15 protein-coding genes are annotated in these 23,593 nt (G+C 47.0%); 7 read left to right on the top strand and 8 right to left on the bottom strand.

Going from position 1 to position 23,593, the window contains the following annotated elements; genetic code table 11:
• Position 1: 1 nt before the first annotated feature.
• A complete protein-coding gene (locus tag BK127_RS20905) occupies positions 2 to 1,267 on the top strand; it encodes a PDZ domain-containing protein (RefSeq protein ID WP_076233462.1) in 1,266 nt (421 codons plus the stop codon).
• A gap of 237 nt (positions 1,268 to 1,504) precedes the next feature.
• On the opposite strand, the gene BK127_RS20900 is transcribed toward BK127_RS20905, so the two are convergent.
• Positions 1,505 to 2,284: an OmpA/MotB family protein gene (locus BK127_RS20900; RefSeq protein ID WP_076233461.1), complete on the bottom strand. Its 780-nt coding sequence runs from the start codon at positions 2,282 to 2,284 to the stop codon at positions 1,505 to 1,507.
• Complete coding sequence (locus BK127_RS20895) at positions 2,271 to 3,059, bottom strand: flagellar motor protein (protein WP_076233460.1); 789 nt, start codon at positions 3,057 to 3,059, stop codon at positions 2,271 to 2,273. Before BK127_RS20895 ends, BK127_RS20900 begins: the two co-directional genes overlap by 14 nt.
• 245 nt (positions 3,060 to 3,304) lie before the next feature.
• Between BK127_RS20895 and uvrB the strand changes: the two genes are divergently transcribed.
• The 3 genes from uvrB to BK127_RS20880 all read left to right on the top strand — a co-directional run bounded on the left by uvrB (position 3,305) and on the right by BK127_RS20880 (position 8,691).
• Positions 3,305 to 5,317, top strand: a complete 2,013-nt coding sequence (uvrB, locus tag BK127_RS20890; RefSeq protein WP_372237366.1) for an excinuclease ABC subunit UvrB — start codon at positions 3,305 to 3,307, stop codon at positions 5,315 to 5,317.
• 90 nt (positions 5,318 to 5,407) lie between these two features.
• Positions 5,408 to 8,269: an excinuclease ABC subunit UvrA gene (uvrA, locus tag BK127_RS20885; RefSeq protein WP_144026523.1), complete on the top strand. Its 2,862-nt coding sequence runs from the start codon at positions 5,408 to 5,410 to the stop codon at positions 8,267 to 8,269.
• A gap of 197 nt (positions 8,270 to 8,466) precedes the next feature.
• Positions 8,467 to 8,691, top strand: a complete 225-nt coding sequence (locus BK127_RS20880) for a hypothetical protein (protein WP_076233458.1) — start codon at positions 8,467 to 8,469, stop codon at positions 8,689 to 8,691.
• Between the two features lie 233 nt (positions 8,692 to 8,924).
• Here the strand turns inward: BK127_RS20880 and BK127_RS20875 are convergent, their stop codons facing one another.
• The gene (locus BK127_RS20875; protein WP_076233457.1) at positions 8,925 to 9,893 is read right to left on the bottom strand and encodes a sugar phosphate isomerase/epimerase family protein; all 969 of its coding nucleotides are present in this window, start codon (positions 9,891 to 9,893) and stop codon (positions 8,925 to 8,927) included.
• A 203-nt stretch (positions 9,894 to 10,096) separates the two neighbouring features.
• On the opposite strand from BK127_RS20875, the gene BK127_RS20870 reads away from it, so the two are divergent.
• Positions 10,097 to 10,366, top strand: a complete 270-nt coding sequence (locus tag BK127_RS20870; RefSeq protein ID WP_083689450.1) for a hypothetical protein — start codon at positions 10,097 to 10,099, stop codon at positions 10,364 to 10,366.
• 256 nt (positions 10,367 to 10,622) lie between these two features.
• On the opposite strand, the gene BK127_RS20865 is transcribed toward BK127_RS20870, so the two are convergent.
• From BK127_RS20865 to BK127_RS20845, 5 genes are all read right to left on the bottom strand, one after another.
• A complete protein-coding gene (locus tag BK127_RS20865; protein WP_076233455.1) occupies positions 10,623 to 11,774 on the bottom strand; it encodes an MBOAT family O-acyltransferase in 1,152 nt (383 codons plus the stop codon).
• 121 nt (positions 11,775 to 11,895) lie between these two features.
• Complete coding sequence (locus BK127_RS20860; RefSeq protein WP_076233454.1) at positions 11,896 to 12,819, bottom strand: hypothetical protein; 924 nt, start codon at positions 12,817 to 12,819, stop codon at positions 11,896 to 11,898.
• Between the two features lie 103 nt (positions 12,820 to 12,922).
• Entirely contained in the window at positions 12,923 to 14,119 is a 1,197-nt protein-coding gene (locus BK127_RS20855; protein WP_076233453.1) for a class-II aminoacyl-tRNA synthetase family protein, read from the bottom strand.
• A gap of 6 nt (positions 14,120 to 14,125) precedes the next feature.
• Entirely contained in the window at positions 14,126 to 14,377 is a 252-nt protein-coding gene (locus BK127_RS20850) for an acyl carrier protein (RefSeq protein ID WP_076233452.1), read from the bottom strand.
• 60 nt (positions 14,378 to 14,437) lie between these two features.
• Positions 14,438 to 17,782: an FG-GAP repeat domain-containing protein gene (locus BK127_RS20845; protein WP_076233451.1), complete on the bottom strand. Its 3,345-nt coding sequence runs from the start codon at positions 17,780 to 17,782 to the stop codon at positions 14,438 to 14,440.
• A gap of 318 nt (positions 17,783 to 18,100) precedes the next feature.
• Between BK127_RS20845 and BK127_RS20840 the strand changes: the two genes are divergently transcribed.
• Both BK127_RS20840 and BK127_RS20835 read left to right on the top strand, forming a co-directional pair.
• On the top strand, positions 18,101 to 20,626 hold the full coding sequence (locus BK127_RS20840) for a U32 family peptidase (protein WP_076233450.1): 2,526 nt from the start codon (positions 18,101 to 18,103) through the stop codon (positions 20,624 to 20,626).
• Between the two features lie 216 nt (positions 20,627 to 20,842).
• Positions 20,843 to 23,548, top strand: coding sequence for an S-layer homology domain-containing protein (locus BK127_RS20835; protein ID WP_076233449.1), 2,706 nt, complete (start codon positions 20,843 to 20,845; stop codon positions 23,546 to 23,548).
• Positions 23,549 to 23,593 lie beyond the last annotated feature (45 nt).

Below are 23,593 nucleotides of genomic sequence, written 5' to 3'. Positions count from 1 at the left end.
CATGAACGTGTTTATGGAGATCGCACTTAAAGGGCTGCAGGCCCTGCTTCAATTACTGATCAATCCTTTTTATTATGTTGGTATATGTTTTGTCATTTTACAATACCGCAGACAAATAAGTCTGGAGCGTAAATTGTTTCATACCAAGCTGCATTCGATACTGTCGCAAACGTGGCAGACGCTGCTGTGGGGCTTGATCGGGGGTATTGCAGCTTCTATTGTGATGGCGTTCATTGGCGCAACGATACAAGTCGAGGCTGTACTTATATTATGGGTTATCGCTCTGCTGCTGCTCTTTATTCGGGTGCGATTTTTATGCTGGGCTTACGCGATTGGGCTTATCGGCATCCTGCAATCGATATGGATATTCATCCCCACCCTACATACAGTAACCGGTCTATCTTGGTTGACGGAGCCTTTGCTTGCATTAAATATGCCCTCCTTACTGGCATTGATTGCGATCTTGCACGTAGTGGAAGCCTTACTGGTTCGCACGAGGGGGGCTCGTACAGGGACACCCATGTTCTACGAGAGCAAACGCGGGAAAATCGTCGGAGGCTATCAGCTGCAGGGATTTTGGCCGGTTGTGTTATTCCTTGTGGTCCCTTTTCAAGGTGGAGGCACATTGCTGCCCTGGACACCACTGCTGGGTGCAGGACTATGGAGCGGAGGCTGGACAATTATCGGTTTTCCGATGATGATCGGGTTTGCTGATATCACGCTATCCCGGCTGCCGGAAGAGAAAGCCAAGCTTAGCTCTAATCTGTTGTTCATGTATGCGGGTGCGGTGCTGCTGCTGGCGGCTCTCGCTTACTTAGGGCCTGTTGCGACCCTGATTGCATGTCTGGGCTGCATATTGCTTCACGAAGGATTAAGAATGTACAGCCGTTGGGACGAATCGAATCGAAAGCCGTATTTTGTGGAAGACCCACGCGGATTAAAAATATTGGGAGTCTTGCCTGGAAGTGCAGGGGATGAGATGGGTATACAAGCAGGTGAGATTATCCATAAAGTCAACGGCCTGCCGATTAGGTCCAAACATGAATTGCACCATGCGATGCAGTTGAATTCGGCCTTTTGCAAGCTGGAGGTACTGAACCTGGCTGGAGAGAGTAAATTTTTGAAGCGACCTATGTTCTCTGGAGAGCATCATCAGTTGGGTATTCTTCTCGTTCCCGATCAGGATGCACCTTACTATGTAGAGGAGAGACCGGTACATTTTTGGAGATATTTACGTAGAAAGCTCCCGGGTACGATAAGCAAATGATGGGAACAAATAGGACTCCTTTTTAAAGATTCATTCGATTATGTAGAACATATAAAATAAAAATTGTTCCACAAGGAACAAAAAAGCTACCGGAAATTAATTCCGATAGCTTTTTTTACTATCCATACTGAGAGCTGGCTATACAACGTACAAGCTCTGATTTGAACCATGGCCATGCAGGATGGCTCATGATTATGGATTGAAGGCAGATTAACTGATACACTCAACAGATGGGTGTTAAGGCTTTGTAGGCTCACGCAACACAATGATTTCAACCCGGCGGTTTTTTGAACGATTCTCAGGGGAATCATTATTGACAACCGGATGCGTATCCGCAAACGCACTGGACATAAATTTTTTGGAATCCAGACCCATCGTATCTGTAAAATAGCGAAGTACAGAAAGCGAACGCTCGGAAGAAAGTCTCCAGTTATCCTTGAACAGCGATCCGGTAGCTAACGGCAGATCATCCGTATGACCCTCGATACTGATGGTTGAGTCCAAGGTAGGGAACAAACTCGTTAATTGATTCAGAATCGGATAAGCTTCTTTCTTCAAATCGGCTTTACCCAAGTCAAATACAAACAGATCGTTCAAGGTTACGGTAATGCCTCTCGGTGTATTAGCGACAAATACTTGGGATTGCAGGTTTTGCTGCTGTATGTATTGCTGTATTTTTTCCATCAGATCCTGAAGCTGTTTTTCACGAAGCTCTTTTTGTTCCTTATCTTCTTTATCCTTCTTATCCTTGTCGGCACTTTGGTTCTTATTACCTTCGTCCGCCTTGGATACATTGACACGACCAAGCACTCCATCACCGCCAGGCATCACCGACTCCGCTTTGGTGTATTGGAAATTCAGGGATTGGGCAAGCACGGAGTATTTATCAGTATCGATTTTACTCATCGCATACATGATCACAAAGAAGATTAAGAGCAGTGTAATCAAGTCCGCATATGTGATTAACCAACGTTCATGATTTTCATGTTCAGGATGCTTCTTCTTATTCCTCGCCACCTGGATCACCTGCGCCTTCAGCTTTCTTATGGCTCTGATGCTGGAACGATTTCAGCTTTTTCTTAATCAATTGTGGATTTTCACCGGCTTGCAGAGCCAGTATGCCTTCCAGCATCAATTCCATTTCGGAAATTTGTTCCTTACTGCGAATCTTGATCTTAGTGGCGAGTGGGAGATATATCACGTTGGCTGAGGAAACCCCGTACAAAGTAGCGGTAAACGCTACTGCGATGGCAGGTCCTAATGTGCCTGGATCAGAAAGGTTGCCCAAGACATGAATCAAACCCATAACGGTTCCGATAATCCCCATAGCTGGTGCATATCCACCCGCAGTTTCAAAGATTTTGGCCCAGCCCTCATGATGATGCTCCAGGGCGTCCATTTCCAGCTCCAGGATTTGTCTGGTTAATTCAGGATCAGTACCATCAACAACCATCATCAGTCCATCACGCAAAAAATCGTTCGGGTTTTCCTGAGCCCGCTGCTCCAGCGCGAGAACACCTTCCCGTCTGGCTACAGTAGCCATATCAACAAGCTCTTCAATAATCAGGTTGGGATCACGTTTCTTTTCCTTGAAAGCCATGCCAAGCGCCTTCGGAATTTCTTTCAAACGCGACATCGGAAAGCTGATAGCAACGGCTCCCGCCGTACCTCCAAAAATGATGAGCATGGCGCTGGGGACGATAAGCGCATCGAGATGACCACCATCCCACATATATCCCCCTATCAAAGCACCCAAACCGATAATAAGACCTAAAATCGTTGTTAAATCCACTTTTCCTACCACCCTTACAATGAGTAAAATGCTGGCCTTCTATGGATCAATTATGTCTTGCCTCCAGGGTCAACTTGTTAAAGTTGGAAGCATTCTCAGTTTGCAACAAAAGATGAAAAAAGGTATAATACATGGGAACAGGTATTCCTATGCAGCTCATTGTCGATGGATGTAAGACTTCGTCGAGAGTTGCATATTATTTATCGGAAGCAAGCGGTCAAAAGTTTAGAAAAATTGATCATTCGATGGACGGTGATGGAATGAACGAAGTGACGATGAGCAACAAACCCTTTGAATTGATTTCGGATTATACGCCTCAGGGCGATCAGCCACGAGCTATAGAACAGCTGCTGCAAAGTATCCAATCCGGACAAAAGCATCAAACGCTGCTCGGTGCGACAGGTACAGGTAAAACGTTCACGGCAGCCCAAGTCATTGCCAAGCTCAATCGGCCAACGCTGTTGATTGCTCATAATAAAACGCTCGCCGCTCAGCTATGCAGTGAGCTGAAAGAATTTTTTCCTAACAACGCAGTTTCTTATTTTGTCAGCTACTATGACTACTACCAACCAGAGGCTTATATTGCTTCTTCAGATACTTTTATTGAAAAAGACTCCAGTATTAACGAAGAAATCGACAAGCTGCGGCACTCCGCGACCAGTTCCTTATTTGAACGGCGTGATGTGATAGTCGTTGCCAGCGTATCGTGTATTTACGGTTTGGGTTCACCAGTTGAATACCGCAATTTGGTTCTTTCGCTGCGAGTAGGTATGGAGCGCTCCCGTAACGAGCTGCTGCATCGTTTAATCGACATCCAGTATCAGCGTAACGATATGAATTTTGTGCGCGGCACGTTTCGTGTTCGCGGTGATGTTGTGGAAATCTTCCCGGCTTCCCATAGTGAGCATGCGGTTCGGGTGGAGCTGTTCGGGGATGAGATTGAACGTATTACAGAAATTGATGTATTAACGGGAGAAATCTTGGGTGAGAGGGACCATATCGCGATCTTCCCGGCTTCCCACTTCGTAACCCATGAGGATACGATGAAACGGGCCCTTGTCAATATCGAACGGGAGCTGGAGGAACGACTGGCGGAGCTCAATGCCAAAGGCAAACTGCTTGAAGCTCAGCGGCTGGAGCAGCGGACTCGCTACGATATCGAGATGATGCAGGAAATGGGTTTTTGCTCAGGGATCGAGAACTACTCGGGACCGTTAACCTTTCGTGAGTCAGGTGCAACACCTTATACGCTGTTCGACTACTTTCCGGATGATATGCTGATCATGGTCGATGAATCTCATGTGACGCTGCCGCAGATTCGCGGGATGTACAACGGCGACCGTGCACGGAAGGAAGTGCTTGTGGAGCATGGCTTTCGGCTGCCATCGGCAATGGATAACCGACCACTGCGGTTTGAGGAATTTGAGGATAAGGTCACCCAGGCTGTGTTTATATCGGCTACTCCGGGACCGTATGAATTGGAGCATTGTCCGGTCATGGTGGAGCAGATTATTAGACCTACCGGTTTGATTGATCCGATTATAGAAGTGCGGAAGACCAAGGGTCAGATTGATGACTTGCTGGGAGAAATCAATGAACGTATCCGTAAGGATGAGCGTGTGCTTGTTACTACGTTAACAAAGAAAATGTCGGAGGACTTGACGGATTATTTCAAGGAAATCGGCATTAAAGTGCGTTATCTGCATTCCGATATCAAGACATTGGAGCGGATGCAAATTTTACGTGATCTGCGGCTCGGTGTGTTTCATGTACTCGTCGGTATTAACCTGCTGCGGGAAGGTCTTGATTTGCCGGAGGTATCGCTTGTTGCCATCCTGGATGCCGATAAGGAAGGGTTCCTGCGCTCTGAGCGTTCGTTGATTCAAACAATTGGCCGGGCAGCCCGGAACTCCAACGGACGTGTCATCATGTATGGGGATAAAATTACGGATTCGATGGCTAAAGCTATGGGAGAAACGAGCCGCCGTCGTGAAATTCAGCTCGCCCATAATGAGCAGCACGGTATAACACCACAAACGATTCAGAAAAAAGTCCGTGATGTGATCGAGGCCGTCAAGGTAGCCGAGCAGAAGGCTGACTATTTGACCGATATTAAGGGCGCCAAAATGTCCAAAAAGGATAAAATGTCCTTGATCGAACGGTTGGAAAAAGAAATGAAGGATGCCGCCAAAAACCTGCAATTTGAACGAGCGGCTGAGCTTCGAGATGCCGTCATGGAATTAAAAGCCGATTTGTAGTGGATAGGAGTAATCGGCTGAATCGTTTATAATGGATAAGATGGCAGACGCTTGACAATCCGTTGAAATCAAAAGGATGGTGTTATGCACGTGATCAGAGACAATATTGTGATCAAGGGCGCGCGAGCGCATAATTTGAAAAATATAGATGTTACGATTCCACGGGATCGTTTTGTTGTACTTACAGGCTTAAGCGGATCAGGCAAATCGTCGCTTGCTTTTGATACCATTTATGCTGAAGGGCAGCGCCGTTATGTAGAGTCGTTGTCTGCTTATGCGCGGCAATTTTTAGGGCAAATGGACAAACCGGATGTGGATTCCATTGAGGGACTGTCTCCGGCGATTTCCATTGACCAGAAAACGACAAGCCGTAACCCGCGTTCTACCGTTGGAACGGTCACCGAGATTTACGATTATCTTCGTTTGTTGTTCGCTCGTATCGGGCGTCCGCATTGTCCCGATCATAAGATCGAGATTACCTCCCAGACCATTGAGCAGATGGTAGACCGGATTATGGAATATCCCGAGAGAACACGTCTGCAGATATTGGCTCCGATCATCTCGGGTCGCAAGGGCGAGCACACCAAGCTGTTGGCTGATATTCACAAGCAGGGCTTTGTGCGCGTGCGCGTGAATGGCGAAACGATGGATTTGTCCGAGAAGATCGAGCTCGATAAAAATAAAAAGCACAATATCGAAGTGGTCGTTGACCGTATCGTCGTTAAGGACGATGTGCAGAGTCGGTTGGCCGATTCGTTGGAAACGGCTCTTAAGCTCGGTGAGGGCAGAGTTCTCGTTGATATTATCGATCAGGAAGAGCTGTTGTTCAGCCAAAATTTGGCATGTCCGGTATGCGGATTCAGCATTGAAGAGCTGGCTCCCAGAATGTTTTCCTTCAACAGTCCTTTCGGAGCATGTCCCGATTGCGATGGATTAGGCAGTAAAATGGTTATAGATCCAGATCTGCTTGTACCGAACCCACAGCTATCGATCGAGCAGGGAGCTTTTGAAGCTTGGGCGGGCAGTACATCGAACTATTATCCGCAGTTCCTGGCAGCCGTATGTGAGCATTATGGGATATCACGGACGACTCCTGTGGCCGACTTAACCCCCGAGCAGATGAAGAAGCTGCTGCTGGGTACAGGCGGTGAGAAGGTACGGTTCCGTTACGAGAATGATATGGGTCTCAGGAAAGAAGCGATGGTTCCGTTCGAGGGAATTATTCATAATCTGGAGCGTCGTTATCGGGATACGTTCTCGGAAGGCATTCGTGAGCATATCGAGAGCTATATGAGCTCGAAGCCGTGCGGCAAATGTAAAGGTCAGCGCTTGAAGGCTGAATCGCTGGCTGTCACCATCAATGAGAAAAATATTGCTTATGTCACTTCGTTGTCCATCGGTGACTCAGCGGTATGGTTTGATTCCTTGTCGTTGACGGACAGAGAGATGCAGATCGCCCAATTGATTCTCAAAGAAATCAAGGCACGCCTAGGCTTTCTTGTTAATGTAGGGCTGGATTACCTCACAATGCATCGCGCAGCGGGAACCCTTTCCGGTGGTGAGGCGCAGCGGATTCGATTAGCAACACAGATCGGGTCTAGCCTGATGGGCGTACTCTACATTTTGGATGAGCCCAGCATCGGTCTGCATCAGCGTGATAATGAGCGGTTAATACAGACGCTTGAGCATATGCGCGATCTCGGCAACACCCTGATCGTAGTAGAACATGATGAAGACACGATGATGGCAGCTGACTACATTATCGATATCGGTCCTGGCGCTGGTGTGCATGGCGGAATGGTTGTGTCCCAGGGAACACCACAGGAGATTATGGATGATCCCCATTCGCTAACAGGCCAATATTTAAGCGGCAAGAAATTTATCCCGATAGCTGCCTCCCGACGGGAACCGAATGGGAAATGGCTGGAAATCAAGGGAGCTAAGGAAAATAACCTGCGTAATGTGAACGTTAAGCTGCCGTTAGGTGTGTTCACCTGTGTAACGGGTGTCTCCGGATCAGGCAAAAGTACTTTAATTAATGAAATCTTGTACAAAACCTTAGCCAAGGAATTAAATAGAGCCAAGGTACGCCCAGGTGAGCATAAAGAATTTATCGGACTTGAGCACGTGGACAAGGTGATCGAGATCGACCAATCGCCAATTGGACGAACACCACGCTCCAATCCAGCCACCTATACAGGGGTATTTGACGATATACGCGATTTGTTTGCTACTACGAATGAGGCTAAAGTTCGCGGCTACAAGAAAGGGCGCTTCAGCTTTAATGTGAAGGGTGGACGCTGTGAAGCCTGCAGCGGGGACGGAATCATCAAGATCGAGATGCATTTCTTACCGGATGTGTACGTACCTTGTGAGATTTGCAAAGGCAAACGGTACAACCGGGAAACATTAGAAATTCATTACAAAGGTAAAAGCATTTCCGATGTGCTGGGTATGACGATCGAGGATTCATGCGAATTTTTCAAAAATGTGCCTCGGATTCATCGTAAGCTGCATACACTTCTTGAGGTAGGTCTCGGTTATATGGACCTGGGACAACCAGCGACAACCTTGTCGGGTGGAGAGGCGCAGCGTGTGAAGCTTGCAGCTGAGCTGTATCGCAGAAGCACAGGCAAAACGATCTATATTCTCGATGAGCCAACAACAGGATTGCATATTCACGATATTGATCGATTGCTTAAGGTGCTGCACAAGCTGGTAGATAATGGGGATAGTGTTCTTGTCATCGAGCACAATCTGGATGTCATCAAGACAGCGGATTATATGATTGATCTCGGTCCCGAGGGCGGCAGCAAAGGCGGTACGATTGTGGCTACGGGAACACCTGAGGAGGTCGTCAAAGTAAAAGGCTCCTATACAGGGAAGTATCTTAAGCCCATTCTGGAGCGAGATAAAGCGAGATCCGCTGAATATATAGAGCAGTTGGCCTAACATTTTATCAAATCGGGAGTTATAAATGTTAGAAGCAATGGACACTGTATAGATACACAGTTGTTTTTGAAAAAGCATCGACGCAAAGGCAAGAAATGTTGACAAAGTTGTTACACTTCAGCAAATCACTTGCACTTCGCAGCTAGTCAAGCTAAGATAGAATATAAGCAATTTTGTAACCATGAGGAGGTCTCTCGATGTTTTTGGCCGAAGAGGCAGCAAAAGCAGCGCAAGCCGCATCAACTTTTAACGGGTTTGACGTATTCGTGATCTTGTTTACGATTGTAATCGCTATTGGTGTTGTACGTTTACTGGCATCTCCTAAAAAAAATATTTTTGCCATCGGGTTCGGTGGAATTAGCTTGGTCGTTTTTTTAGTGATGGATGCTGTAATGGTTATGAGTTGGATGGGTAAAATCTAGGTATTTCACACAGGCTTCACCTACTATGAGTTTTCCCTATAACGAAGAGAAGCCCTTGGACCCGAGTCCAAGGGCTTTTTGTATGTCTATCAGTTAAACCAATCTATGGCAGGACTGCATATTCAGATATGACTTGAAAAAGCCGAGGAATATGAACCCTCAGCTTTTCAAAACACATATTCTTCAATAATCATCAGTCAAGCCCTCTGTCAAAGCAGAGCCTTACACTGTGATTATACCCACCACATCTCACCAACGGGATCTTTAATCAAAATTTGCTGCAGGTTTTGTACGGCTTTGGTAAAGCCTTCGTCTACAGACATCAAGCCATCCTCGTGCTCAATACTAACCACATAGTCATAGCCGACAAGACGAAGAGCGCTGATGATATCAGCCCATGTTTTCAAGTCGTGACCGTAGCCGACAGTACGGAACTGCCATGCGCGATCCAGCATCAAGGTGTAGGATTGCATGTCGGTAACACCATGCTTATTAACATTAATCGGATCAATAGTCGTATCCTTGGCATGAAAATGATGGATAGCGTTGGCGCGGCCTAATATTTGAACCGCTTGTACTGGATCAATTCCCTGCCACCACATATGACTTGGATCGAGGTTAGCACCGATAACGTCACCTGCAGCTTCACGAAGACGCAACAGCGTAGCTGGGGTATGTACAGAGAAACCGCCATGCAGCTCAAGACCGATTTTTACATTGCGGTCAGAAGCGAATTTACCAGTTTCAGTCCAGTAAGGAATAACTTTGTTCGTCCACTGCCAGTCCAGAATTTCCTGATAATCATTAGGCCATGGTGCTACCGGCCAGTTCGGGTATTTGGCACCTTCATGATCACCCGGGCAGCCAGAGAATGTATTGACGACAGGAACCTCCAGCTTTTCAGCCAGCTCTATCGTTTTGAGGATCGTATTATGATGATCTGATGCAATAGGATGCTGCGGGTGAAGTGGATTACCATGGCAGCTAAGTGCGCTAATAGTGAGCCCGCGGGATTCTACCGCCTTTTTAAAAGCTTTCAGCTTTCCTTCATCAGCCAATAATACTTCCGGATTGCAATGAGCATTTCCTGGGTAGCCACCTGTACCAATTTCAATCGCTTCCAAGCCTTTAGCAGCAATGTAATCGAGGGTTTCTTCAAGAGATTTCTGGGCAAATAATACGGCAAATACGCCTAACTTCATAAGACACCTCCGGAAAAATAAGAAATGTACGCGTGTACGCACTATAGCAAATTATAACATTGTTTGCTTGTTAACTCAAAGTGCAAGATGAGGACATTCATATCTGCAATGGGTATACATTTACTTGCTTACTAGGCGAATGAACAAGCGCGAATGAAAGACCCACATATACTGTACCATTCACAGAGAAGGAGATGATCCATTTGGCTTACAATAACAATTTCCAATGTCCGCCGGCTGACCCGGTTTTTACAGATCCAACGCAGGTGATCCGCAATTATTACTATCCACAACCGGTACCGGTTATTCATCCTGTTGAAGTTATCAATCGGCATCATTGTGTTCCAGTTCCACATCATTTTGTATCCTGCACTGTCAAAGATGAAGTATGTACAGTTAGCAGCCGTAGTATGAAGAAACGGGACGCAGGCGGTGCCAGAGCAAAGGTATCGCGTACCAAGCTGAAAAAGTAATCAGTGATCCTCCTTCAGGCATTCAAGTGATGGTAAACTCAAACCCATGATATAACATAGCCGGTTCACTCTTTTTATCTAAATGGAGTACCTACAGCTTGCAGAAGGTCGAGCTCAGCGTCTCATGAAAAGAGTCTCTTATCCGGGATAACCGGATAGAGACTCTGGGTACTTGGAAAGAATGGAGTACAGCCGGATCAAGGATCTCTTCCGGTTGAAAACAAGCAAGCGGACTGTCAGTTTTATTCGCATTCGGTTAAAAAGGCCAATTAAACAGTCCGCGGTAAATTTTCCATACGGTTTCGGTGTTACCACTGTAGATAATGACGGAGAAGGTTACAATGGCTTGGGTGAGCGCGCAGCGGGCGAGAAAATAGGTGCGTGATACCTTTTTCTTATTGACTGTCGATTTGCCAAGCAAATTTTCCAATGCGATGACGATTCCGTGATAAAGCCCGTAGAAAAAGTAGAGCCAGCTAAAGCCATGCCAGAGACCAATCAGCACCATAATGAGGATGGACAAGCCTGCTGCTGTCATTTTGCTTGGAGCTTGACGTGAAAAAAACATGAAAATATGCTCGCGAAACCAATCCCCTAGTGTTGCATGCCAATTGCGCCAAAATTGAGTCAAGGTCGGCGACTGGAACGGTTTTTTGAAATTTTCCGGAATATTATAGCCCATTAAGCGGCCAAAGCCGATGGCGATATCGGAATAACCTGAGAAATCGAAAAAAATGAGCGCGTAGAACCAGACCATCAGAAATAGTGATTGATGCGTATGGAGCTCACCCTGCTGCATATGGTTGAATACGTCGGTCATCCAGGTGACGATTACGATTTTTTTGAATAACCCTATAATAATTCGTTTGACATTGTCCTCAACCTGCGATGAAGTCAGCTTGTAGGGCTGTTTCGTATCCGCCATAAAATCACGGAATTTAAGAATAGGCCCTGAAGTAAAGGTCGGCACGAAAAGAATATAGTTAGCGTAATCAATCAGCCCGGCACGAGCATCTTTACCGATAAAATAAGCAAAATAATGCGCATCGATAACCTTCAGCACGTTGTAGATCAAACCAAGCAGCATCACCGTATCGAACAACGGGTTTTCAAATATTTGCATTCCGTACATACGCATTCCGCAAACGCCAGCTATGTTCAGTGTGATCAGAGTAATGAACCAGCCTCTGCGCCAGGAGGTGGTCTGACACAAGAATCGAAATGCGATATAATTCACAATCGTATAGATGATGTAAAAGACAAAAAGCTTCTTGCTGAACACCAGCAGGAAGCTGAGGTTGAACGCCAGCAGTAATATGCGTTTATTGTGGGGCCACCAGCGGGTAAGCGCCAGAATGAGAATCATTCCACACATGGCCATGACTGCGTTCATGTTCAAATACCACATAACCTGACTCCCTTGAATGAAAGATGGCCGAGCCTTGAAGAGGCTCAGAACCCCTCGTATATAAACAATCCTTTACCTGTAAAATAGATCAAAACAATAATGAGCATCACCGTATACACAATTACTTCGACGATTTTGCGAGGGATTGGAGCCATGCGTCAACCTCCTTGGTGAATACGGGAGCCCCGACTTCACGGCTCAAATGGACGAGATCATGAAACTGCGCAGGCTTGTAGGTACTTAGCAGATCCAGCACAGGAACCTGATGCTGAGCGAGCTTTTGATTCACTGTGGTTTGTATGCCTGCCATATATTTGGGAACCGGATACGCCGGATTCCAGGGCATCCAGATCACACGTACAGGCAGCTTGTGATCATCGGCATATCGCAAAATAGAATCGAGTGCCTGTAAATTATCTTTGTAGTCAGGCTGTGACATCCAGCCGAAGCGGCGCTCGTAATCATCCCATTTGGTCTTCAGCTCATCATCGGCTTTTTTGCCATAATAAAGCTCCTTATCAATCCAACGAGGCACGTAAGCGAACAGCTTGGAGCGGTTCAGCTCCAGTGTGCCCTCATACAGCTGCCGAACGGCTTCACTGCCGGAATCCCGAAAATAGTCGCGATAAGTATACACATAGGGCTGGTACCAGGGCTTGAACCACTGATAGGTCGGGTCCGTTTCCAGACTGTCGATCATCGTATGTACGTCAATGGCTATAACAAGCTGATCCTTGACATGAAAAAGCTGCCGCTCCAGCAGCGCCTGCAGGTCGGTTAGCTTCCCGTAGGACAGTCCCAGCTCAATGAGCCCCGATTTGGATTGCTCTTCGATATAGGCACCTGTGACGGAGGAATTTCCGAAGAAAACCGGTCCATGATCCAGCCAGCCGTGATGATATAAGGTTTTGGTAAAGTCATTTTTGTAAAAACGCCGCGAGGTGACCATCGGGTCCCACATCGAGATCAGAACGTCCGATAGCACAAAAGCGGCGAGCAGCAGCAGCACGAAGCTGTTTTTACGGAAAAAGGCGATCAGTTTCATAAGGAACCCACATCTTTGTTTAGTGATAAAGAATTTATAGTACGTAATTGATTAGTGATTACGTCAGCGAGCTTGTGCATCATAATGCATAACGAGTGAGAATTTACAGAGACTTTTGCTGCCAAGCGTGATACTGTTCGCGGAACGTTGCCGGCCAATCGGCTTCATCCAACCCAAACTGTGCCAGGAAGGCAAAAGTCCAGCGTTCAATCCCGAAGCCTACACAGCCGGTAACAGCGGGACGTTTACCCATTTTAATTTGAAAGGCATTGCCGAACGTGTTGCTGTGGAAATTAATCGATCCGCAGGCAATCGATTTTTTAATGTGGGGTATCGTCAGACGCAGCTCATATTTCATCTCCTGATTGCGTTGAAAAGAAGCCTTTGTTTGAAAATCATTGGTAAAAAAAGGATCATTGGCAATTTCAAGCATACAGTCAACATTCCACTCGACAGCTAATTCTTTCATATACTCGATAGCGCGCAGGCGGTTTTCCTTAACAAACTCAGGTTTACCGACAAAAATAATTTCGCGCATGCTGAAATCCAGCAAACGTCCAAAATCGCTGTGGTTACGAGATTCAAAGCGATGGCATTTGGAAATAGCGGAAACGATAAGACCGTCACCCTCCAGCGTTTCATTTTGCAAGCCCTCATAACAGTGATAGCAGGTCGAAGGGTTCATCGTGAACTTTGGTGATGGCATCGTAGTGTTCATATCGAGCGGAGCATCTGACTTCCAGCCACCGGACTCCCGAATGGATTGTGAAAAGGCTTCAATAATGTCCAAATCCTCACGCAGGTGTGTCAAGAAATGGATATGCTCGGGAAACGAAGTAAAATGGTTCGTTTTATTCAGTGTTTCGCAATGAATAACGGCGGGATAGGACTCTTCTTTGATGCCTTCGAAGCGATTGCCGACCTTAGAGACGAACGAATAGTCAAAAAAGCGCATCAGACTGGAAAACGGTTCACGGAAAATGAACAGGCCTTCCTCCAGAACCTTGATGATTTTGCGGTCTACGAGCTCGGCAATAATATCGCCTTCATAGGGCGTGTTCACCTTTTGCTCGAACAAAATATTTTCTTTGAAGCCAAAATCACCATGTGAAAAACGTTCGATCAAGCGGCGTACTTGTGCTTCAATCGCAGCATCGCCTTTGGGTGATTCATGGACAATATGAATATGATTATTTTCAAGCCGGATATCGCGAATTTGCTCGTCGATGAAGGCGGCCGCGTATTTCAGCTGGCCATGCTGGCTTAGTGCCAGCCCTTCGAGAGAAACGACGCATTCCATAGGTCATTACCTCGCAGTCTTTTTTTGGATGAAGTCGGCGATTTCACGCACGGTATTCATAGAATACAGCATCAGGTCCTGATTCGTCACCTGAATGCCATACGTTTGCTCGATATGGGCAATTAACGCCGTAGCGCCGATGGAGTCCACATAGCCGTAATCGAACAGATGGACATCTGGGGTAAACTCATCGTCATCGGCTTCTATTTCGTAGCGATTGCGGATATGCGATTCTAACTGGGAAAGCAGGTCTTGCATGTGGGTTTCCTCCTTGTTTGGGCAGTTCTGATAACTAAGTATAAAGGCGGCTGGCACCGATTAATAATGAATAAGAATCGTCGTTGCTGCGCCAAAATGGGTTACGGTATACAGATCGCTACCATCCTGCTGCACGACCTGAAGCTGATCTCCTTCGATATTCAGGGGAACTGCGCTTCTCAGCTGTATTTGCTGCATACCGTCCGATTGAAGCTCAAGCTTCCACTCATTGGGTGCCTTGTGCAGTGTATACGGCACATTGCTGCGCAATAAATGCGGACCGGAAGTCGATAATGAATAGTCAGCAATAGGGACGGCATTGTCACTAGATGGCTTCGAATTCTCAAAGCGAACGAGTGTAGTTAACGGAACACCTACATACAGCTTATCATTGCGCCAATCGGAAATATCCGATTCTGTTGACAATGGACGATCTGCATAGGCTTGACCACGCTCAATGGAAACACCAAGTGTTCCTTTGTATTCGGCCGCCTGTTCAGGCACGCCTTGCGTTAGCGGTTTGATGCGAATCGTAGGTTCTGTACGCATACCGAACAAATGCTTGATTCGATCGAAAACGACTTCACTCCAAGGACGATAAACGGTTACCTGTGTTGTCAAGGTATTAAGGACTGAACGCGCCATTTGCGTCTCTGACATAAAGTTGTAGCTGTGCTGATTGCGAATTTGATCCAAAAATTTCACAAATTCGAGCAGCTCGCCAACTCGGCTTGGAAAATGATATTCGATATGCTCGAAATAATCAATCGGCATATCCTGGGTAATATAGGAATCGAACAAATCCTCCGTCGTATACTGCGGATCAAGACGAAGTACAGGTGCAGGTGTGCTCAGCAGCATAGGTGGCTGACTTGGCAGACCGGATGTGGAATCTGTCATCAGGAAAGGCATTCCCCAATTGTACTGCACGCCCAGCCGCGGCTCATTAGGGATGTTGGCAGGTCTAAAGCCGAAGTTAAACCATATTCCGGCATCCCTTTCGTTACGCAGCGTCTGTGTAGGATCAGGGTTATTGATCCGCCAAGTATGTTGGTTGGTTCCCGGCATCTTCCAGGGAATACCGAGTCGATCAAAGGCCTGCCGATGCAGTGCGAGCTCTTCTTTCTCCTGCGCATCGCTTGTGAAATTATGGACAAATAGATGCGGGTACAGTTCGAGATAATGATCCTTACTATATTGAATAAAAGCTTGCAGCTGCTCCGCGTAAGGGAACTTGGGATCATCTACCGTTGTCGGCATCCCGAATTCGAGCTGTCCGACGATCAGATCATCTTTACCGTCGTGATTCAGATCATACCATAGCGGCACGGAATTATGCCCTCCGACGAGCGCATGATTGCCGAGCTGGTTCAGCGTAGAGCCTTCCAGCACGCCGTCAGCCTGCCATTGACCGTTTGCTTGCTGCGTATACACACGCAGATCGCCTTCCGAGCTGCCGACCACAAGCTCGAGTCGGCCATCGCCATTGACATCGCGCAGCGATGGCGCGGCGTAAGCCGCAGGCAGCCTGAACAGCAGGCTGCCCGGTTCAAAGGCAAGCGGCTGCCCGGCTGCGCCGGAGTTAACGCCGCCTGCGCCTGCGGCGCCCTCGCGGCCCGCTTCGCGATGGCCGTGATAGAGCATTACACCGCCTGCGGCATCCCCGACAATGAGGTCGGGTACACCGTCGCCGGTGGTGTCACCGACAGCCGCAGCCACAGGTGCTGCGGCACGAATGACCTGCCCGCCCGCAAGCAGCGGGGCAGGCGGTGTAAACGCGCCGCCGGCTGCGCCATAGGCGACGGCAAGCGTGCCGTCCGATAGGCCGAGGATCAGATCCGGCCTACCGTCGGCATTCAGGTCATACGCGGTTACACTTGCGTATGACCCAGTCTGCAGCGGCTGCCCATTTAGCAGCCGAAGTGGCTCCCGCTTCCCGAAGACATCTGGCGCCGCGATGCTGGTGCCCTTACGCACTTCACCTGCGCCCGCGCTTTCCGGCAGCACCTGCCCGGCATAAGCCTCAGGCTGTGAGCCTAAGTTAGGGTAGACATAGACCGATCCGTCAGATGACCCGACAATCAGCTCTGGCAGCCCATCGCCATTAAGATCCGCCAGGGTCGGGTAGGCACGATACGGTTCCTGGAAGGCATCTCCCAGTGAGTGATAGTTGGGATCACGTGCCAGCTGAATGGGACGTCCCTCGCTGATGAGACGAGTGCCGCTGGAATAAAACGAATTCACCGTTTCACCAACAAAAGCAGGTTTTTCGTTCGTACCTGTATTTAGGTGAACGGCAACGGATTCCTGCCACAGCCCCCAATGGAAAGAGGAGCGAACGAGTGAAAACGACGGAAGCTGATTGTATTTCTTCAATAATTCCGCCCATTGAATGCCTTCACCATCCCGAATCGCTTCAATTGCTTCAAAATGATTTTGATGGGCCATCGCAGGCCGGCCATAAGGTCCAAGCACTTTTTTTACACTGTAGCCGAACGTCTCCTTGGACACAAACGCAGCATATTCACTGCGAAGCAGCGCGCTGCCTGTAGAGAAGGTGAAATGAAAATAAGGCGCCAAGGGCAGTTGGCTGCGATCAAAATATAAGGCGCCAGAGGCAGGCTTATTGCTGCTGTTCATCGTCTCGGCAAGCTTGGTGAAGCCCAGCGCTGCGTCCATACCGCCAGCCAAATCATAGCCTGTAATATAATAGCGATTAGGCAGCAGGGCACTGCTGACAAACACGGTCCCTTGTCCATATCGGTTCAAAGCAAACAATGTCGTATCGTTCAGTGTAACGATCGGTTCAGCCGTAGATACGAGCAAGCCTTGTCCCCATGAAAAACGACCTAGATCAGCCAACCCGTCATGCTGCAGGTAATTATCAGTAAACTGACGGAATAACTGCTGGATAGCCTGCAAATTCAGCTCGACCTCGGGATACTGGAAGGATGACCAGCCCGCCTCTTGAGGCTGTGTACTTGCCTTCATCTTATCTGGTGGAGCGAGTCCCACCAATTGTTTAGCGCCAATAAAATCTAATGGAAAATCAGATGCCAAACCATTTTCAAGGAACAAATGTCCGCCTTGGGATACATAGCTTTGCAGCATATCGACCTGCTGTACGGATAAAGCTCCATGTAGAGAAGGATCTACGTATACGGTATGAAAAGCTTTTAATTGCCGTAAGCTTAGCTTATCGAGGGGCTGTCGTTCCAGCTGTAAATTGGCAACTAATGACTGGTTCAGCTGTCCGAATGCCGCGGTATCGAAGCTGTCGCCCTTTGTGACATAGACCATGTGAATCGACAAATCCTTATTGGAAACAAAAAGCCATACAAACGCGATAAGGATTAGCAGGAGACCGACAGCGGCACCTGTAATCCGGACTTTGGTTAACTTCAAAAAAACCCCTCAATTTTCACTCGGTTAAACTACTCAAATAGTATATCATGGATGCAGACCTTTGTTAACTTATGAGAGACTTGGGCGAAGAGACGTCAAAGTTGTACAAAAGACTAATTTCACAACATTTTTATATGAGTTTTGCCTTTTTTGAAGGCAATTCCAGTGGCTTTAGACTTGACAATTCTGTTACACTGTATATATAGAAGCTCGTATTGAGCTGTGAACATATGGGAACACGTTCATTTTAGAAAGATCACTGCGGGTACTCCCTTTACGGGTACTTGCAAATGGAACAACATTCGGAGGCATATAAGCATGACAACAATTAAACGATCGGATATTGAATTACTGGCACCCGCCGGAGACTGGGATTGTTTACGGGCAGCAGTAGCCAATGGGGCTGATGCTGTATTTTTCGGTGTGGAGAAATTCAATGCGCGGGCAAGAGCGAACAATTTTTTAATGGATGATTTGCCGGATATTATGTCCTTTCTTCATTTGTATGGGGTGAAGGGATTTTTGACATTTAATATATTGGTATTTGAAGAAGAGTTGAGAGAAGCGCAAAAGCTGATTGAAGCCTGTATCGAGGCGGGAGTAGATGCGGTTATCGTGCAGGACCTTGGTCTCGTGAAGATGATCCGTGATATTTCACCGGATTTCCCTATTCACGGTTCGACGCAAATGACGATCACCTCGCCAGAGGCTGTCGAGTTTACGAAGACATGGGATATCGAACGGGTCGTATTGGGGCGTGAAAACAACCTTAAGCAGATCAAGCAAATCGGTGATCAGGCAAAGCTGCCGATGGAAGTGTTCGTGCATGGCGCTTTATGCGTATCGTATTCGGGACAGTGCCTGACCTCGGAAATGTGGGGAGGCCGTTCAGCCAATCGTGGAGAATGTGCGCAGGCTTGCCGTTTACCGTATGATTTAATGGTGGATGGGGTGCAAAAGCCGATGGGCGATATCGCCTACCTGCTGTCACCAAAGGACTTGGCGGCGCTTGAGCTGGTTCCGGAGCTGATCGAAGCGGGTGTGACTTCCTTTAAAATTGAAGGCCGTTTAAAAAGCCCTGAGTATGTGGCAAACGTAGTTAGCAAGTATCGGCTAGCGATCGATCGCTATTTTGACGGTGGCGATGTAAGACCGAGCAAGGAGGAGCTGCGTGAATTGGAGCAAAGCTTTTCCCGCGGGTTTACGTACGGATTTCTAAAGGGTACAAATAACAAGCAGCTCGTAGAAGGCACCTATCCGAAAAGCCGTGGTATTTATCTGGGTCGTGTGAAGCAAATTTTGCGTGATGGCGTGGTCTGTGAGCTTGAAGCTCCTGTTAAACGCGGTGATGGCATCTGCTTTGACGCGGGGGATCCGACCAAAAAAGAAGAAGGCGGTCGTGTATACGACATCCGCCGTAGAGGTGTGAAGCTGGAGGGTGAAGCGGCAGGTGGATTGATCGAAATTATTGCCGGACGCAACGATGTTGACTTGAAGTGCCTGCATGTGGGGGACCGGATATGGAAAACGAATGATCCGCATCTGGACAAAAGGCTGCGCCAATCATTCGAAAATGATCGGCCTTACCGTACCTTTCCGGTGAATATTAAAGTAACTGGAACGCTGGGCGAACCGCTTCGCAGCTGGTGGACCGATACGCGAACCGGGCATACTGCCTACGTAGAGTCGGAGCTACCGCTGGTACAAGCACAAAAGCGGCCGATGGATGAAGCGTTATTCGCAGAGCAGTTGGGTCGATTGGGCGGCACGATTCTAGAGCTCGGAGAACTTGATGTGCAGCTGGAAGGGGAACTCATCGTACCGATGCGCGAGCTTAACAGCATGCGCCGCAGTGCTGTAGAGCTGCTGGAGACTGAACGTCAGCGTCCGCGGGCATACGTGAAGCGCAGTGTCGATGCTTATGCAGACGTTCCTGCGCAAGCTGCTCCGCAGAAGCAACTTGCTACCGCCGCTCCGCAGGTACGTATGACCGCTTTATGCCGCAGTCTGGAGCAGGTTGAGGCGGCGCTTGCTACCAATGTCGATATGGTGATCGCCGATTTCGAGTTTATTAAGCAATTTCCCGCAGCTGTAGAAGCAGCTCGTCGCGCCGGTAAGCGTATTGCGCTTGCTACACCGCGCATTCATATGCCGGGGGAAACCGGATATTTCCGTAATATTTCGAAGCTGAAGCCGGATGCGATTCTGGTTCGCAATACAGGAGCTGTTTATTTCTATTTAAAGCAGCGGCTCGAACAGCCGAATGAGCAGCATCCTGAGCTGATCGGAGATTTTTCCCTGAATGTCTCCAATCATAAAACAGCAGCACTGTTTCTTGAAGCCGGTTTGAACAAAGTTACACCATCTTATGATTTGAATATTCAGCAAATGGTCGATCTGCTGCATGCGACAGATACCTCGAAGCTGGAGGTCGTTATTCACCAGCATATGCCGATGTTCCATACTGAGCATTGTGTATATTGTACATTCCTCAGTGAAGGAACAGATTATACGAACTGCGGACGTCCTTGCGAGGACCACAGTATTTCACTTCAGGATCGTGTCGGCATGTCACATCCTGTACGAGTTGACGAAGGCTGTCGGAATACGGTGTATAATGCGGTAGATCAATCTGGAGCTGAATATGTACGGAACTTCATGGATCTGGGTATCTCCTCCTTCCGTATTGAGTTTTTAGAGGAGACAGGGGATAAGGTCAAAGAGGTTATTTCCTTGTACGAGCGTGCGTTGAGCGGCGAAATCAGTGGGACTCAAGTATGGAAAACATTGAAGGCAACCAATCAACTGGGTGTCACAAGAGGACAGCTTTTAAATAATAAATAATCGAATTTCGTTGAATATGAAGCAGTTTAGGTCCTTTGTATCAGGTCCTGACTGCTTTTTTGTTGATTTTTGTAAGAATTTTGTAAGGTCCGATATTGTATGATACAGATGATGTATGTATTCATGTAAATATGTGTAAACCCTTTTCTGTTCGGAGGCTGCACATTTACTGGATGATCCATGTTCATTGACAAAAGAATAAGAGGAGGAGAAACAATGTTTTTGAAAGAAGCACGCAGTAAGATCAGCTCTGTTCTTGTGTTCACGCTGTTGTTCAGTTTGCTATTGCCTGCATTAGCTTGGGGCGCTGCAGCAGTGCCATTGAAGGACATCGCGGATTCCTACGCGCAAAAGGAAATTCAAAGCTTGGTCGATAGTGGGATAATCAGTGGTTACGAGGATGGAAGCTTTCAACCCCGTAAATCGATCACCCGTGCCGAATTGGCCAAAATCCTCGTGTTGTCCCTTGGATTGAAAGAAAATCCGGACCAAGCGGCTGCCTTCACAGACGTAGACAAAAACAGCTGGTACAGAGGTTTTGTCGGAGCTTTGGTTCAATCCAATATTACACAAGGTAATTCAGCAACAACATTTGCTCCTGATGCTAAAGTAACAAGAGAAGAGCTGGCTGTATTCTTTATACGCGCTCTAGGTCTTGAGGAAACAGCAACCAAGGTAGCTGTTGATGCCAAGGTATCCGATCTGAATACCATTTCCGATTGGGCTAAAGCTCATGTATCGCTTGCTTTCAAAGTAGGCTTCTTGCAAGGGATTGACGATGGAGCAGGCTCTGTCAAATTCAGTCCTAAAGACAACTCGGAAAGACAAGCGGTTGCTCGTCTGGCCTATGAGTTCAAGAACAACAAGGACTCTATCATCACTAAGGCAAAAGCGCTTGCTGTTGGAACATTAGCTGTCAGCTCCGCTGTCGTAACGAACAATACAACAGTAGAAGTGACCTTCAATCAAGCAGTAGGTACAGTGTCTGCATCCGATTTCACATTTGATAACAGCTTGACAGTTACCAAAGCAGAGTTGAAATCCGGAAGCACAACGGTAGTTGTTTTAACAACTAGTTTGCAAACAGGCGGAACTGTATATAAGCTTAGCTACTTAGGCAAAGACACAGGCATTACGGTAACTGGTGCAGCAACTGGCGGAAGCGGAAGCAGCAGCAGCAGTGGTAGCTCCAATAATTCAGTAGCAGATAAGCAGTTGCTCGCAAACGGCGGTATTACGTATAAAAATATCAGATTAACTGCAAGTGATACTTATGGTCCTGCTGATGGTTCCAAGACCATAGTTAAAGGAACTTTGACCCTTGATCCTGGTGAGACAGGCGAAATTACGCTCAGAAACATTGAAGCGGACAATATCGTCGTTGCTTCGGGTAGCCCTAATTCTATTAAATTAGTTAATATTGTTATTGTAGTAGAATTGAAAATTGATACTAACGCGTCCCAAACAGCATTGGTTCGTGTTGTAACAGAGGGAACTACAGTAATAGCTAGCACTTATGTAGGTTCCGGTGCCATTATTGAAGCAACTAAAGGTAGCTTTGGTAATATCAATATCGGAGCGGGAGCTGCAGGCAAAGAAGTTCAACTTAGAGGTACGATTACAGATGCCGTCTACGTGACTAGTCTGGCAGTTAATGTAAATATTAATGTAAATGCTCCAACAACTGGAGGTGGCAGCACTTCCGTGGCAGCATTGAACCTGGGTGCAAACACGAATGTAAAAACGCAGACAGGCTCTACATTAAAATCTTTGGTAGTTACAGCAAATATCAAGGTATCGTTGGATGGCGCGGGGACTATTTCTAAGGTATCCGCAAGTTCCACAGTACCAAGCTTTGCCTTGAATGTGTCTTCAACTGTCAATATTGTAGCATTTACAGTAACTATCACGATCATATTGACTGGTGATACAGATAAAGTTGCGGCTATCTCTATAATCATCAGTGTGGGTGGCGGTAAGGTTGAAGTATCACCTGATAATGCTGATGTAAATGCAACTAAAGACGCATTGGCAATTGGTTATGCAAATGGTGATTCAGCTACATCCGTTAAAAGCAATCTTAACTTGCCAACAACAGGTGTTAATGGAACAACCGTTACATGGTCATCTTCGAACACGGCTGTAGTTGGCAACGACGGTACTATTACGCGTCCGACAGCTGACACATCTGTAACTTTGACGGCGACAATTAGTAAGGGTTCGATTACTGCAACTAAAGCTTTCACTGTTCTTGTTAAAGCTACTGGAAATTCAGAAACAGCTGTGGCTGCAAGTATTAATGCGCTAGTAATTGGTTATACTTCTGGTGATTCAGCTACTTCGGTTACACAAAACCTTACTCTCGCAACAACAGACGCAGCAAATGGAACAACCATTACATGGTCTTCCTCGAACACGGCTGTGGTTAGCAACACAGGTGTTGTAGTGCGGCAAGCAGCTGACACAGTAGTAACATTAACAGCTACTGTTAGCAGCGGCAGCAATTCTGGTACTAAAGAATTCCAAGTTACTGTTAAAGCTTCAAATTCAGTAACTACGGTAACTTATCTAACTTACAACACTACTGCTACTGTTTCTGGTTCGGTATATAGTGGAAATAGCGGATTGAATAATGTTGGTGGTGTTAGCGCATTCCATATTGCAGCAGGTAACGCTGCGGATTACTTAATTGTAGGATTTAGCGAAAACTTGTCGACAACGCTTGATTTTAGCGGTGCTACATTTACAAGTAATGGAACGGTTGTAACTGCAACCTACACAGTTATTGATACGACATATGCAGCATTTAAGTACAGCGCTACAAGAATTCCGGGCGAATACAAACTGGAAATTAATGGATTGAAGAACAAAGCAAATGGCTCATTATATAACACCGTTACATTCTATGTGTATCAGGATTAGATGTACCTCAAAAAAGAGTCAACCTTCGGGTTGACTCTTTTTCTA

The organism is Paenibacillus sp. FSL H7-0331, assembly GCF_001956045.1.
The sequence above is the reverse complement of the archived record's forward strand: the minus strand, read 5'-3'. Positions and strand labels throughout refer to the sequence as shown.

Bases quoted from the DNA above. Each gene is read 5' to 3' on its own strand.
- BK127_RS20865 (WP_076233455.1), bottom strand. From the start codon at position 11,774: ATGTGGTATTTGAACATGAACGCAGTCATGGCCATGTGTGGAATGATT.
- BK127_RS20855 (WP_076233453.1), bottom strand. From the start codon at position 14,119: ATGGAATGCGTCGTTTCTCTCGAAGGGCTGGCACTAAGCCAGCATGGC.
- BK127_RS20840 (WP_076233450.1), top strand. From the start codon at position 18,101: ATGACAACAATTAAACGATCGGATATTGAATTACTGGCACCCGCCGGA.
- BK127_RS20905 (WP_076233462.1), top strand. From the start codon at position 2: ATGAACGTGTTTATGGAGATCGCACTTAAAGGGCTGCAGGCCCTGCTT.
- BK127_RS20860 (WP_076233454.1), bottom strand. From the start codon at position 12,819: ATGAAACTGATCGCCTTTTTCCGTAAAAACAGCTTCGTGCTGCTGCTG.
- BK127_RS20835 (WP_076233449.1), top strand. From the start codon at position 20,843: ATGTTTTTGAAAGAAGCACGCAGTAAGATCAGCTCTGTTCTTGTGTTC.
- BK127_RS20880 (WP_076233458.1), top strand. From the start codon at position 8,467: ATGTTTTTGGCCGAAGAGGCAGCAAAAGCAGCGCAAGCCGCATCAACT.
- BK127_RS20875 (WP_076233457.1), bottom strand. From the start codon at position 9,893: ATGAAGTTAGGCGTATTTGCCGTATTATTTGCCCAGAAATCTCTTGAA.
- BK127_RS20850 (WP_076233452.1), bottom strand. From the start codon at position 14,377: ATGCAAGACCTGCTTTCCCAGTTAGAATCGCATATCCGCAATCGCTAC.
- uvrB (WP_372237366.1), top strand. From the start codon at position 3,305: ATGGACGGTGATGGAATGAACGAAGTGACGATGAGCAACAAACCCTTT.